The sequence below is a fragment of the Idiomarina sp. A28L genome, assembly GCF_000218785.1.
Lineage (GTDB): Bacteria > Pseudomonadota > Gammaproteobacteria > Enterobacterales > Alteromonadaceae > Aliidiomarina.
Map to the genome: position 1 here is coordinate 130917 of NZ_AFPO01000020.1, position 14974 is coordinate 145890.

11 protein-coding genes are annotated in these 14974 nt (G+C 44.1%); 3 read left to right on the plus strand and 8 right to left on the minus strand.

The window, feature by feature from the left end; all coding sequences use genetic code 11:
• Nucleotides 1-155: 155 nt before the first annotated feature.
• The 5 genes from A28LD_RS07440 to A28LD_RS07460 all read right to left on the minus strand — a co-directional run bounded on the left by A28LD_RS07440 (nucleotide 156) and on the right by A28LD_RS07460 (nucleotide 8169).
• Nucleotides 156-1709: a phospholipase D family protein gene (locus A28LD_RS07440; RefSeq protein ID WP_007420465.1), complete on the minus strand. Its 1554-nt coding sequence runs from the start codon at nucleotides 1707-1709 to the stop codon at nucleotides 156-158.
• A 68-nt stretch (nucleotides 1710-1777) separates the two neighbouring features.
• Nucleotides 1778-4420, minus strand: a complete 2643-nt coding sequence (locus A28LD_RS07445; RefSeq protein WP_007420466.1) for a sensor domain-containing phosphodiesterase — start codon at nucleotides 4418-4420, stop codon at nucleotides 1778-1780.
• A 142-nt stretch (nucleotides 4421-4562) separates the two neighbouring features.
• The gene (locus A28LD_RS07450; protein WP_007420467.1) at nucleotides 4563-5918 is read right to left on the minus strand and encodes an MBL fold metallo-hydrolase; all 1356 of its coding nucleotides are present in this window, start codon (nucleotides 5916-5918) and stop codon (nucleotides 4563-4565) included.
• Nucleotides 5919-6122: 204 nt separating this feature from the next.
• Entirely contained in the window at nucleotides 6123-6995 is an 873-nt protein-coding gene (fghA, locus tag A28LD_RS07455; protein ID WP_007420468.1) for an S-formylglutathione hydrolase, read from the minus strand.
• Between the two features lie 55 nt (nucleotides 6996-7050).
• Nucleotides 7051-8169: an S-(hydroxymethyl)glutathione dehydrogenase/class III alcohol dehydrogenase gene (locus A28LD_RS07460; protein WP_007420469.1), complete on the minus strand. Its 1119-nt coding sequence runs from the start codon at nucleotides 8167-8169 to the stop codon at nucleotides 7051-7053.
• Between the two features lie 161 nt (nucleotides 8170-8330).
• Between A28LD_RS07460 and A28LD_RS07465 the strand changes: the two genes are divergently transcribed.
• Complete coding sequence (locus A28LD_RS07465; RefSeq protein ID WP_007420470.1) at nucleotides 8331-9203, plus strand: LysR substrate-binding domain-containing protein; 873 nt, start codon at nucleotides 8331-8333, stop codon at nucleotides 9201-9203.
• Here A28LD_RS07465 and A28LD_RS07470 read toward each other — a convergent pair.
• A complete protein-coding gene (locus tag A28LD_RS07470; protein WP_007420471.1) occupies nucleotides 9174-10871 on the minus strand; it encodes a putative bifunctional diguanylate cyclase/phosphodiesterase in 1698 nt (565 codons plus the stop codon). The two genes, A28LD_RS07465 and A28LD_RS07470, sit on opposite strands and share 30 nt — an antisense overlap.
• Before the next feature lie 275 nt (nucleotides 10872-11146).
• Here A28LD_RS07470 and A28LD_RS07475 point away from each other — a divergent pair, with 275 nt between their 5' ends.
• Both A28LD_RS07475 and A28LD_RS07480 read left to right on the plus strand, forming a co-directional pair.
• Nucleotides 11147-12019: an MBL fold metallo-hydrolase gene (locus A28LD_RS07475; protein ID WP_007420472.1), complete on the plus strand. Its 873-nt coding sequence runs from the start codon at nucleotides 11147-11149 to the stop codon at nucleotides 12017-12019.
• Between the two features lie 48 nt (nucleotides 12020-12067).
• Nucleotides 12068-12877 (plus strand): TlpA disulfide reductase family protein, encoded by an 810-nt coding sequence (locus tag A28LD_RS07480; RefSeq protein WP_007420473.1) that lies wholly within the window; start codon nucleotides 12068-12070, stop codon nucleotides 12875-12877.
• Between the two features lie 29 nt (nucleotides 12878-12906).
• Here A28LD_RS07480 and A28LD_RS07485 read toward each other — a convergent pair whose 3' ends face one another.
• Together A28LD_RS07485 and A28LD_RS07490 are read right to left on the minus strand one after the other, a co-directional pair.
• Nucleotides 12907-14073 (minus strand): vWA domain-containing protein, encoded by a 1167-nt coding sequence (locus A28LD_RS07485; protein WP_007420474.1) that lies wholly within the window; start codon nucleotides 14071-14073, stop codon nucleotides 12907-12909.
• Between the two features lie 5 nt (nucleotides 14074-14078).
• Nucleotides 14079-14951, minus strand: coding sequence for an AAA family ATPase (locus A28LD_RS07490; protein ID WP_007420475.1), 873 nt, complete (start codon nucleotides 14949-14951; stop codon nucleotides 14079-14081).
• Nucleotides 14952-14974 lie beyond the last annotated feature (23 nt).

Below are 14974 nucleotides of genomic sequence, written 5' to 3' on the forward strand. Positions count from 1 at the left end.
CAAACTGGAGCAGGAACACCTATCAACCTATAAGTTATTACTATAACTGCGATTTTTATGTTTCGATAGTTTGCTTACCTAAGATTAGGGGAAACCCCCACAGCGCTAATGCGCCTCGTTAGAATAACTCATCACGACACATTTTGACGTAAGTACTATAGTAGCCAATCGATAGGTAAAAGCGAGAAAAACCATGCGGAGCTTCGCTGCAGCCAGCTAGTTCCTGGCTCGATATCATGCCGTTGAACGCGCCCAGGGGAGCGTTCAATCCAATATAAACGCCCACTCGCAGAAATTTTTAATTCATAGGCTTGCTGCGGCATTCGCTCTTTAAAGGTTTCATCAATAACCTGCGCTATATCAGGGCTATCAATAACAAAACCAAGTTCGGTATTAAGAGCAACCGACCGAGGATCGAAATTAAACGAGCCCACAAACACACGCTCGCCATCTACTGCGAAGGTTTTTGCATGTAAACTTCCGGCCCCGCTCCCAAAACGAGCAAGGCGATTATCATCATTGGCTAATTCACCTTCCGGTTGAATTTTTCGCATTTCAAAGATACGTATACCTGCTTTTAAAAGTGGTTTCCGCCACTTTGCATAACCTGCATGAACCATGGCCACATCAGTGGCCTCAAGGGAGTTGGTTAAAATAGTAATTTCTACCCCACGTTTTGCCATATTAATTAACGCTTCTGTTCCGGCCCTTGTGGGCACAAAATAAGGCGAAACAAGTTCTAAGTATGAGCTAGGTTCACCTAATATTTTGGCTAATTGATTGCTAATAAGCTGTTCGCCTGTAGCATCACCCAAGCCTTTACTTGGATCATCGCTAACCATGGTGATATCAACCCAATCAAACGCCACTTCTCCCGCTAACACAGACCCAATAAACGCCGTATCCATTACCTCTGTCATGTACGCCAATAATTCAGCCTGCTCGTGCAAAATTAGGGAAACAGGCTGTGGCTGATAACGCGAACGCGGAGAAGTAGTATCAATAATTTGATGAAGGGGGTAAGAACTCGCACTATGCCAAAACAAATCAAAATCAGCGGAAACTTCTCGCACCACTGGGCCAACCGCAAGTACATCTAAGTCATTAAATAGCATGCCCTCACCAGCGCCAAAATAGGCATCGCCAACGTTTCTTCCGCCCACTATAGTAGCCACGTTATCAGCTGTGAACGATTTATTGTGCATGCGCCGATTGGCTCTATCAAAATCGGTAATAAAGCCCAAAATACGGGAACGTCGGTACACGAAAGGGTTAAATAAACGAACTTCGAAGTTAGGATGGTTGTGAGCGTATTGCAAATAGCCTTCAAGAGCTGTTGTATTTAAATCATCGAGCAATAGCCGAACTCTTACACCACGCTCAGCCGCTTCATATAACGAAGAAAAAAGTAGTAAGCCGGTATCGTCCGCACGCCATATGTAGTACTGAACGTCTAAAGTTTTTTCCGCTTCCTCTGCTAACAAAATACGAGCGGCAAATGCATCCCAGGCATCGGCCAATGGAATAATTCCAGAATGATCATTACGTTCATTTTGTTCGGCGGCAATCGCTCGGCCAATTGTGGTATTCGCTGCTTTCTCAGGGGAAAGCGCTTGACTCAGGCTGCGCTCATTCAAGGGCGGTAAGCTTGCGCACCCTGCTACACTAAAAATGCACACTAAGCACAATGTAAAATGCAAAACTTTCACTAATCCAACTTCCTTTTGGCAAAGCCGTTGAGCAACTCGAAGCTTTCGGGAGAAATAATTGGATGATTCTACGCGTTTACCGATCGGTTATGCAAAAAAGCTTCTAAATCAATTAGCGGCATAGGTTTGGCTAGTAAGTAGCCTTGAAAATACAAACATTGGTGCTCTTTTAAAAATAATAGCTGATCCTCGGTTTCCACGCCCTCAGCTACCACTAGAAGTTGCAACTCTTGTGCAATCGCGAGCATTGCACGGGTAATGCCTTCGTATTTTTTGCCTTCGCCAACATCATTCACAAAGCTTCGATCTATTTTCAGGATATCAATTGGTAATTCTTGCAAGTAGCGCAAGCTAGAATAGCCGGTACCAAAATCATCAATAGCAATTTTAAAGCCCATGCGATGCAATTCATTCAACGTATTAGAGGCATTGGTTAACTCACTTACCAAAACGTTTTCGGTAATTTCCAAAACTATTTGGCTCGGGCTTACACTGTAAGCTTCCAAAATCGCTTCTAAATCGCTACTAAATCGGCTTCGGCTAAGTTGCAGTGGAGAAAGGTTCACCGAGATGGTAGGTATTCCCAGCGCCTTGAGTTGCGGCATATCTCGGCATACCTGCTCAATAACCCAGCGGCCTAATGGAATAATTTGCCCTGTGTGCTCTGCCAAAGATATAAATTCAGCCGGCGAAATAATCCCTTGCTCAGGATGATGCCAGCGGAGTAATGCCTCGGCGCTAGCAAGCTTTCGATTGCCATCAAAAATCGGTTGGTAAACCAACGAAAATTGCTCATGCTTGAGCGCCTCTTGTATTTCATGGCGCATTAACACATGCCGTTCTACCTTTTCATTAATATCGCTCGTAAACCATTCAAAATTATTATTGCCTCTTCGTTTAGCCTTATACATGGCCATATCAGCTTGCTGAATCAACACCCTTGGGTCGATTAAATCATCATTACCAATCGCAATTCCGATACTGGCAGTAAGCGTGAGCTCTTTGCCAGCAACTTTGTAGGGCTCAGCAATGGTAAATAGAAAGCGCTCTGCAATTTCATTAATATCGGCTTCGCTTCCAGCATTTGGTAATACAATCACAAACTCATCACCACCAAAGCGCGATAAGGTATCACCATCGCGAATGGCCGTTTGCAATCGCTCCGCCACCGCTTTTAATAACGCATCGCCAACACTGTGCCCCATCGAATCGTTCACCGGTTTGAAGCCATCAAGATCAATAAACATTATGGCCAAACTTCGTTTATAGCGGCGGCTAAACAGAAAAGCTTGCTCTAACCTATCTTCAAGTAACGAACGATTTGGAAGGCTTGTAAGGGGATCATGCGTAGCGTGCCACGCAACCTGCTCTTCTTGTTCTTTACGGGCGGTAACATCATTTTGAATACCGATATAATGAGTTAGAACACCATTTTTATCGCGCACGGGTGCGATATATAAATCATTCCAAAACGGCGTGCCATCTTTGCGATAGTTTCGAATAATGGTTTGCACATCACGCTCTTTCTTCAAACAATTGCGGATTTGCTCTATCGCCCGCGAATCGGTGCCCTCGCCTTGCAAAACTTTACAGTTATTACCCAACATTTCTGCCGCGCTATAACCAGTGATCCGCTGAAACGCTGGATTAACATACACTAAAGGGTAACCTTGCTGGCGAGCATCGGCGATAACTATGCCATTCACACTTGCTTCTACACTTCGCTCCAGTATCTGCAATTGTTCCTGATCGCGCCGACGTTGGGTAATGTTGGTGGCAATACCGTGAACCCCGGTGATCTTTCCGTTCACTACAATGGGCATATTGGTTATATCTAGATCGATAACGGCACCAGATTGACTACATATCTGTATCTCGTAGCGCTGAGCTTGGCCACTTAACGCTGTGTAAAAATGGCTATCCGTTCGTTCTCTATCTTCTTCTTTCACTACCGCTGAATAATGCTGCCCCAAAACAGTTTCTTCAGCGAGTTCCAACATGCGCGTGCCCGCCCCATTCATTTGTACAAAAAAACCCTCGGTATCGAGCGTAAACACGGCTTCAGGATTATAGGTATGCAATGAACGGTAATGTTCTTCGCTTTCTTCGCGCCGCAATCGTTCCATGTGCTGCGCATACACCAAACCCACTAATTCGCGAGTTTGTTGAATTAAACGAAGTTCTTTGGGGTTTGTTTTTCGTTTAGTGTGAAAATACAACGCAAAAGTGCCCGCTACATCACCATTACTGGCAGTAAACGGGAAGCTCCAACAGGCGCGTAATTTGTGCTCATTGATAATCGGTAAAAAGCGTTGGAATCTTGGGTCTGTTAGCATATCAGCAACAATAACCGCCTCGCCGCTAGCAACGGCAGCTCCGCAGGCTCCTCCTTGGTCACCTATCGGTATAGTTTGCAGTTGCTCAGAAAAGCTGGGCGGGAAGCTGCTACTCGATATCACGTTCAGAGCGTTTGCTTTAAAATCCCGAATCATTACGGTGCAATGTGCACCCGGGATTTGCTGCTCAATCAAGTTACACACGTTATCTAACTTTGTTTGCAATTCGGTATCTTGCGCAACCAAAGTTAAAACCTTTTGCTCATTTTCAAGCAACATATTTTGCTTACGGTTTTTTACAAACAACCACGCAGTGGCTATCACTAAACCTACAACAGCTATGAACAAGGTAACTAATTGAACAGCTTCTTCCATTTACAAAGGCCTAATACGTTTGCGTGCTTCATTGTTGTTCACGCCCCATAACCGTGAAGCACACCATTATTTTTATTATTCGAGCTAAGGCTCCCTGTGGCATCCACATCCTCAACATGTTCATCAATACATCACTACTTTATTAAACCCTTAATATACTCATGTAATCGGGAATATCAACGTCAAACTTTGTGTTTGCTAAAAGGAAATCACGAAAAGTTTCTAAAGTATTGGGTTCGCCATGAATTAATTGAATATTCATCGATTCTGTTAATTTGGAATTGGCAAGCCAATCGGCTAATTCTTGATAATCAGCGTGTGCCGAAAGCCCGTCGAGAGAACGTATCTTGGCCTTCACCGGCAACCACTCACCATGCACTTTAATGTGTTGAACACCCTGCATCATTTTTGCACCGCGAGTACCACCTGCTTGATAGCCGCTGAATAAAACGGTGCACCTATGATCACCTAACCAATGTTTGAAGTGATGAAGAATTCGTCCGCCAGTGGCCATTCCAGAGCCAGCGATAATAATATGCGGCCCTGCTTGTTCAGCAATCGCCTTTGAATCATCGATACTTTGCGTGTACTCAATAATCTGCTCGGAGCGTGCACATTGCTCGGCTGTTAAGCGATGATACTTGTTATGGCGCCGATAAATATCCGATACACGGATAGCCATTGGGCTATCTAGAAACACTGGCATACGCGGTATTTTGCCACTATCCATTAAACTTACAATTAAGTGTTGAACCAGTTGCGCTCGGCCTACCGCAAAGCTGGGAATAAGCAAAACGCCCCCGGCCTTAGCTGTTTCAGTGATAATTTCTGCCAAATCTTGGAGCGGATCAGTATTATCGTGTAATCGATCGCCATAGGTTGATTCTAACAACAACACATCTACTGGCGGCATTGGTTCGGGTGGCAGCATTAAAAGATCATTACTACGGCCAACATCGCCAGAAAAACCGATACGTTTGCCATCGGCTTCAACTACTACGCTGGCCGCACCTAGAATATGCCCCACCGGGGTTAATTCGATACTTATATCGCCAACTTGAAACTTAGTTTTAAAGTTTACCGAGCGGCATAGTTTGTGAGCTTTATCAGCCTGTTCTTCGGTATATAACGGCTCCGGCTTCTCATGTTTACTAAGATTATGTTTACCTAGGTATTTTGCATCTTCCTCTTGAATACGCCCTGAATCTGTCCACAGCACCCAACACAAATCAACCGTGGCGTAATGTGCATAAACTGGGCCACGAAAGCCATTTTTATAGAGCACAGGAACATAACCGGAATGATCGAGGTGAGCATGGGTAAGAATAACTGCATCTACATTGGCGATATCTAGCGGCAGCGGCTGCCAGTTTCGTCGGCGCAGCCACTTATAGCCTTGAAAAAGGCCACAATCAATAAGAATACGTGTGTTTTCAGTTTCAACTAAATACTTCGAGCCGGTAACCGTTTCTGTTCCACCTAAAAATACAACCCGCATTATATTTATTCCTTTTTGCTGAAAACCTTATAACTCTCACTATAGCCGCAAACTCTTAATATTTTATTGTTTTTGAACAAAGTTTTTAAAAGTATGAAAAATGAACACTCGCGCATCCTTTGCGATGCCATAATAAAAAAGGCGAGCAGATAATCTGCTCGCCTTTCCAAATACATTTCAATTTATGATTATTGCCAGTTACAGTTAACGCAGATTACTCGCATGAAACCGCAAGTGTTCCTCAATGAAGCTAGCGATAAAATAATAGCTGTGGTCGTAACCTTCCTGAAACCGAATTTTAGCACCTGCACTGGTTTCATTGTTTACCGTTATCAACGCTTCCGTTTGCAGTTGATCAGGGTAAAAATTATCCGCATCCCCTTGGTCTATTAGAATCGGTGGAATATCGTGGCTACGGCTATCGCGTTCCTGTAATAACACGGTTGCATCATATTGCCGCCACAGGCTCTCATCAGCACCCAAGTAGCCGCTAAATGCTTTCTTACCCCATGCACAATTAATTGGGTTAACGATCGGTGAAAACGCAGAAATCGAACTGTAGCGCTCGCTATTTCGCAAGCCAATCACCAAAGCACCGTGGCCTCCCATCGAGTGGCCGCTAATCGCCCGTGCTTGGTTTACCGGTAACCCTGCCTCTACTAATTTCGGCAGCTCATGCACAATATAATCATACATTTGATAATACTTAACCCATGGCTTTTCCGTAGCGTTCACATAAAAACCCGCACCTAAACCAAAATCGTATGCACCATCAAGATCATCTGGCACACCTTCACCGCGCGGGCTAGTATCAGGAATAATGAGGGCCAATCCAAGCTCTGCAGCTACCCGCTGGGCACCGGCTTTACTGGAAAAGTTCTCATCAGTGCAAGTGAGCCCTGAAAGCCAATACACAGCAGGAACTTGGCCCAACTTTGCTTGCGGCGGCAGAAATACTGAAAAATCCATATCGCATTGCAACACGCTTGATGTGTGGCGAAAACGCAATTGTTGCCCGCCAAACACTTTTTTCTCATCTTTCAATTCAACTGCTGAATGCTCAGTAAAAAATGCCATCTAGTTCTCCTAATTCCCGCAACTCAGTAATCGCCAACTCGATAAATATTTTGGTTTAGTAGTGTATTACGCTGCGAATAGATTTGCCTTCGTGCATTAGATCAAAGGCTTTATTGATATCTTCAAGGCCCATGGTATGGGTAATAAAGGTATCTAGTTCATACTCGCCAGCAAGGTAACGATTCACATAATCAGGTAATTGAGTACGCCCTTTCACACCACCAAAAGCGCTACCACGCCATACTCTACCTGTAACTAATTGGAATGGGCGAGTAGAAATTTCTTCACCGGCGCCAGCAACACCAATAATCACCGATTCACCCCAGCCTTTATGGCAGCTTTCTAAAGCTGAACGCATTACTTTAACGTTGCCAATGCACTCAAACGAATAATCCACACCGCCATCGGTCATTTCTACTATCACTTCTTGAATTGGCTTATCGTAATCATTTGGATTAACGCATTCAGTAGCACCGAGTTTTTTCGCAATATCAAACTTTGATTCATTAATATCAATAGCAATAATGCGGCTTGCCCCGGCCATAACCGCGCCGATAATAACTGAAAGGCCAATGCCACCAAGGCCGAAAATAGCAACCGTATCGCCTTTTTCAACCTTGGCCGTGTTCTTCACTGCGCCCATACCTGTTGTTACACCACAACCCAGCAAGCATACTTTTTCTAAAGGTGCATCTTTACTGATTTTAGCCAAGGAAATTTCTGGAACTACTGTATGCTCCGCAAAAGTAGAGGTACCCATGTAATGGTAAATAGGCTGGCCGTCTTTCGAAAAACGCGTAGTGCCATCGGGCATTACACCCTTACCTTGGGTTGCACGAATCGCTTGGCAAAGGTTAGTTTTACCAGAGGTACAAAACTTGCACTTGCCACATTCTGGCGTGTATAGAGGAATAACGTGATCGCCCACTTCTACTGAGGTTACGCCTTCACCAATCGCCTCTACAATACCTGCGCCTTCATGGCCTAATATTGCTGGGAATATGCCTTCAGGATCAGCACCTGAAAGCGTGTAGGCATCGGTATGGCAAACGCCAGTTGCAACAATACGCACTAACACTTCACCTTTTTGCGGTGGCATTAAATCAACTTCTTCAATAGTAAGCGGCTCGCCTGGGCCCCAGGCAACAGCTGCGCGTGTTTTTATGGTATCCATAGGTGATTCCTTGTCATTAATTTAATAAATACATGCTTCTATTCTAATTGTTTCTCATTGGATGATAATATCAATTAGTTAAATTTACTTTTTCATATGTGCAATAATAGGAACCTAGCTTTTTAACCTAATTTTCAAAAATAGCCACACCGAGAGCCGTAATGACAAAGATCTGGCAAGGAATTAGTGAATTTACCGCTGTAGCTGATACAGGCAGTTTTACTGAAGCCGCCCGTTACCTTGATATATCTGTAGCCCAAGTAAGCCGAAACATTAGCGAACTAGAAGCTCGGCTTGATATCAAGCTGCTGTATCGCTCTACCCGCCGAGTAAGCCTTACTGAAGAAGGTAGCCTCTATCTACAGCATTGCCGCAATCTTGTTAGTAGCCTTGATGAGGCGAATCGCAGCATTACTGATTTAAAATTAACACCACGAGGGTTAATAAAGATCACCGCGCCAGTGTATTACGGCGAGTATCATTTAGCGCCGCTGTTAAACCAATTTCTTGTTGAATACCCTGAGGTAGAACTTGATTTGCAACTTACCAACAATCGATTAGATCTAATTCAAGGTAGTTTCGATCTTGCTGTTCGCTTAGGGCAGCTCGAAAGCTCTTCGCTTATTGCCCGCAGGCTAGGTTCACGCACTCAACACATAGTTGCAACACCGGCGTATATTGAAAAGCATGGGCTGCCGAAAACGCCTGCGGAACTGGTCAACCATCAATGCTTACTAGGCAGCGTAGATGGTTGGCGAATATTGAATGAACAAGGAAAACCATTCCTGTTTCGGCCTCAAGGGCGCTTACGCTGCAACAGCGGGCCCACACTTCTCGATGCAGCATTAAGAAGTTTAGGTTTAGCGCAACTACCCGATTACTACGTGAATCAGGCCATTAAAAAAGGTAAGTTAAATATGATTTTAGAAGATTACCGCATGCCCGATGATGGCATTTGGGCTGTTTATCCGCAAAATCGCCACCTTTCAGCAAAAGTGCGCCATTTAGTTGAGTTTTTGATAAAACGCCTCTAACCATAAATCCATAGGTTCGGGGCGATGAAATAAGAAGCCTTGAAACTGAGCCACGCCTTTAGCTTGCAAGTAGTTGAACTGTTGCTCTGTTTCCACCCCTTCAACAACAGTGGTCATTCCCAAACTTTGGCTCATCATAATAATGGTATCGAGCAGCGCTTGGCCGCGCCCACCTTCCATGCCACCTTCTACAAATTGGCGATCGATTTTCAACTCACCCACCGGTATCCATTGCAGCCGTTTCAAATTAGAATATCCAGTGCCAAAATCATCTACTGAAAACTCAACGCCAAGGCCCGCTAACCTCTCCATGATCCCATTCACTTTTTCAATATCGTGCACCAAAAGATTCTCTGTAATCTCTATCTTTAAGCCAGATAATTGCGCTCGTTCCTCAGCAAATATTCGACAAAGATTCACTACAAACGCCTCGTGCATAAATTGCCGCGGGCTCACATTCATCGCAATTTGAAAATCAGGTACTGTTTCTCTAGTTTGTCGAATAGCACGAGCAACATAGCGAGATATAATTTCACCAATCTCATTGATTAAACCTAGGCGTTCAGCCAGCGGAATGAAACTATCCGGATTAATCGTTTTACCACGATGACGCCAACGCGCAAGTGCTTCCGCTGAAATCACTTGTTGATTTCCATCTACCTTGCTTTGTAGCCAGCATTCAATTTCATTGGCGTGTATTCCGCGCCGCAGTTTTTGTTCGAGTTTAAATTCACTGATAACTTGTGCAGTCATTGTTCGTTGATAAACCGAAAACTGATCTCTACCTTTGGCTTTTGCTTGATGGCCTGCGGTTTCCGCTTGGGCAATAATTTCCGGTGCGCTACCGCCTTTTTCCATACTCGAAACACCCACACTTGCTGTGAGTTTATAATGGCGGCCATTGATAATAATTTCTTCTCGCAACACGGCCAAAAGCCGCCGCATACGCTCTTGGTTGTAGCCTGTATTTTCATCTTCTGAAATATTCAGACCAATCCAAAATCGATCTTCAATATCTTTAGCTAATATACCCCGATAATCGGAAACCATATAGCTCAAGCGGGCCGCAATTACTTTCAATACTTGATTGCCTTCTTCCTCTCCCGCTGAAATATTGATGCGGTTAAAAAAATCCATGTTGATCGCAACAACACGAATATTGCTGTAATACAGTTGATGTTGCATCAGCTTTATAAAGTGAGCTCGGTTCGGCAGGCCAGTAAGAGGATCAAACATTGATAGGCTTTCGATGGTTTGTTCAGCCTCTCGCCGTTCAGAAATATCGCGGATAGAGCTAATATAGCAGGGCTCGCCAAGCCACTCAGCTTCGTTTAACCCAATAGTAACTGGAAACAGCGTGCCATCTTTTCGTTCTGCCTCAAGTTCCCGCAAACGCCCAAGCACACGAGGGCCAGAACCCGTTTTTGAATTAAGCATATATTGGTGATGCTGCGCAGCCATAGCACTTGGCATAAGTATTGCTACATTCTTACCGATTACATCGCGCGGATGATAGCCAAACATCAACTCAGCAGATTTATTAAAATCGATAATCGTTCCCTTTAAATTGGTAACTACAATGGCATCAAAAAGATTATCTACAACATTGTGTAACCAAGCGTGGTGTTTCTTTCGTTTATTCTTTTCAGAACTTTCGATCTGATTCATACGCGGATAGAGCCTCATTTGATACCAAAATGTAGGGTTGGCAGCGAATTGGCCATCAAGGGAAATTGGTTAGGGTTGTTTTTTATAGATACCCACAGTGTAGTAGTTCTCGGTAAGCAGAGCGAACGCTATCAATCAGAAACTGTTTGATCCAGATTAACAAGCGCTCTGCACAGCTCGAAATATATGCAAAATTTAGGTATAGCACACCACAACGCTATAAATAGCAGTGCAAGTGTGGCAAATTAGCAGAAGTTAATATTTGCGGAGCCACTATGCAAAACAGTAATGTTCAAGTTCAGGCGTTTTTAGATAACGATAGCGAAACTTTTACCTATGTTGTCTACGAAAAAACCGGCGGTTTCGGTGTGGTTATCGATCCAGTTTTAGATTTTGATGCAAAATCAGGGCGCACAAGTACCGATGGTGCCGAAAAAGTTTTAGGATTTATAAAAAGCGCTAACCTTCAGGTGCCGTGGATCCTCGAAACTCACGCGCACGCAGATCACCTATCTGCCGCTCCGTTTTTGCGTAACGCACTCAATGCAAAAATTGGTATTGGTAGCAAGATCACCGAAGTACAAAAAACCTTTAAGGCTATTTTTAATTTAGAGAAAGAGTTTCTACCTAATGGTAGCCATTTTGATGCACTTTTCGAAGATGGCGATGAGTTCGAAGTTGGTAGTTTGCGCTTTAAAGTAGTTCACACGCCCGGCCATACACCCGCTGACCTTACCTACGTAGTTAACGGTAGTGCTATGTTTGTTGGCGATACACTTTTCATGCCCGATGTAGGCACCGCCCGTTGCGATTTCCCAGGCGGCAGTGCGCATATCTTATACAGATCGATTAAAACCCTACTAAACTACTCGGCCGATACACAAATCTATATTTGCCATGATTACCCGCCAGAAGGCCGAGAACATGAATTTGTTACCACGGTAGCTGAGCAACGTAGCAATAATAAACATGTACGCGATAAGATTACCGAGGCCGAGTTTGTAAACATGCGAGAAGAACGTGATGCCACTCTGGCGATGCCAAAACTTATTTTACCGGCAATCCAAGTGAATATTCGGGCGGGTAAAATGCCCCCAGCCGAAGAAAACGGCACGGTATATCTAAAAATACCTATTGATCAATTGTAATCACAACGCACTTTACACCAATAAGAACTATTAAATAGAAGGTAAGTTATGTCAGTTTCATTCGGTCCGTTCGCCATGGGTATGCTGCAGTTTATATTTATACTGGCGGTGGTTATTACCATGCTTGTGGCATGGCTAGTTAGCAAACGTTATAAAATATCGGTGGGTGATTCAGTATTCCATGTGCTTGCTGTGGGCATTCTTGTTGCTCGGGTTAGTTTTGTTGTTCGTTATTTCGAGGTATACGCAGAAGCGCCATGGCAAATTGTCAATATCCGCGATGGCGGTTTCGATCTTTGGGCCGGTGTTCTCGGTGGTATTTTAATGGCTGCCTGGGAAATTAGCCGCAACCGAAAAATTTGGCAGCCACTTGCTATTGCCTGTGTATCCGGCGTAATCGCTTATGCAGCGATGAGTGGTTATCATGAGTATCGCTACGGTGGTGAATTGTTTGTACCTAACGTACAAGTTCAAACCCTTGATGATCGGTCTGTGTATCTAAATCGCGAATACCTAGGCAAGCCAATGGTGGTAAATCTTTGGGCTACCTGGTGCCCGCCCTGCGTACGTGAAATGCCACTTTTGCAAGATGCGCAAGAAAAATGGCCTGACGTAGCAATAGTTACGGTAAGCCAAGGCGATAGTAAGCAGCAAGTGCTAGATTTTGTTGCCGAACAAGGTTTGAACTTAGATGATATGTTACTTGATCACACCAACCGATTAAGTAATGAAATTGGGTCTTTTGCGCTTCCCACTACCCTATTTTTTAATGCCGAAGGTATGTTAATTGATACTCATGTAGGTGAATTTTCACCCGCGCGATTACAACAAGCAATTGAGCGAATTCGAGCGGAATAACCAACAAACTGCGCTAGAGCTTTCCTGCTCTAGCGCAGTTTGTTAATGGCATCGCCTAAACCACCTAATGTCAGCGGGAACATTCGATTCTGCATAATTTCCCGTATCATTTGCACAGAATGGTAATAATCCCAGCGGTTTTCCGGTTGTGGGTTTAACCATACTGCTTTTGGATAGTGATTTAGTAATCGTTGCATCCACACTTGGCCAGGCTCTTCATTCCAGTGCTCAACGCTTCCGCCCGGATAAGCTATTTCATATGGTCCCATGGTGGCATCGCCAACGAATATTAGCTTATAATCGCTACCGTATTTATTCAGAACTTCTAACAATGGCGTAGGTTCTTGCTGCCGGCGCTCGTTACTCTTCCATAGCCCTTCATACACGCAGTTATGAAAATAGAAGAACTCTAAGTGCTTAAACTCAGAACGCACCGCCGCAAACAATTGCTGGCATTCATAAATATAGTCGTCCATTGAGCCACCAACATCGAATAGAATCAGAACTTTCACCGCATTATGACGCTCTGGCTGCCAGTGTAAATCAAGCATACCCTTCTTACCGGTAGCTCGAATTGTTTCCGGCAAATCAAGTTCACTGGCGGCACCTGTTCTGGCAAATTTACGCAATTTTCGTAGCGCTAATTTAATGTTGCGATTACTCAACTCAGCATCGGTATCTAAATCAGCGAATTCGCGTTTATCCCACACCTTCACTGCTCGCCGGGCGTTACTGCCCTCTTGGCCAATTCGAATACCTTCAGGGTTATAACCATAAGCACCAAACGGCGAGGTTCCGCCCGTGCCTATCCATTTGTTGCCACCCGCATGGCGCTTTTGTTGCTCAGCCAAGCGTTCATTGAATTGCTTTAGTAATTCATCTAAGCCGCCTAGTGCTTTTAATTTCTCTTTATCTTCAGCACTCAATTGACGTTGCAAGCTCTTCTCAAGCCATTCTCTTGGAATAGACGATGCAATATCTACCTCATTCACCCCTTCAAAATACTCAGCAAAGGCGCGATCAAAGCGATCATATTGGCTTTCATCTTTTACCAAAACCATGCGTGAAAGCGAATAGAAATCATCGATGTTAGCAAAAATCACCTGCTGCTCTAATGCATTTAACAAATCGAGCAACTCAGTAATACTAACTTTCAGGCCATGTGCCCGTAATCGGAAAAAGAATTCAATTAACATAGGGATTAACGCGAATTCCGGCGCGCCATAAAGGCAAGCTTTTCAACGAGTTCAACATCTTGTTCATTCTTCAATAATGCACCAAACATCGGCATTAAACCGCCTTGGCTATTGGCAAGGTCGCCAGGGGTAACATCTTCCACCAACAGCAATTTGAGCCAATCAAGTAATTCTGAAGTAGAGGGTTTTTTCTTCAAATTAGGTACTTTTCGGAGATCAAAAAACACTTCCAGTGCGGTAGCTAAAAGTTGTTTTTGGATATTTGGAAAATGCACAGCCACTATAGCAGCAAGTGTTTCGGCATCTGGAAAACGAATGTAATGAAAGAAACAACGGCGCAAAAATGCATCCGGTAGCTCTTTTTCATTATTTGAAGTAATAATCACTATGGGGCGTTGCTGTGCTTTAATTTGCTCGCCCGTTTCATACACATGAAATTCCATTTGATCTAGCTCGTGCAGTAAATCATTAGGGAATTCAATATCAGCCTTATCTATTTCATCAATCAACAGCACCGGACGCTTCTCGGCAGTGAAAGCTTGCCACAACTTACCTGGTTTAATGTAGTTGCTAATATCATGCACACGTTCGCTGCCTAGCTGGCTATCACGTAAGCGTGAAACCGCATCATATTCATACAGGCCTTGTTGTGCCTTTGTGGTTGATTTTATATGCCAGCGCAGTAATTCTGTATCAAGGGCAATCGCTAGCTCTTCTGCTAGGCGTGTTTTACCCGTACCCGGCTCACCTTTGATAAGCAAGGGCTTTTGTAGGGTAACCGCTGCATTAACCGCCAAAGCCAATTCACTCGATACAATGTAATTTGCCGTACTCTGAAAGCCATTCTCGTTTAGGCCTTTTGTTTCAATTCCTGCCATTATATTTCTCACTTTTCAAACGC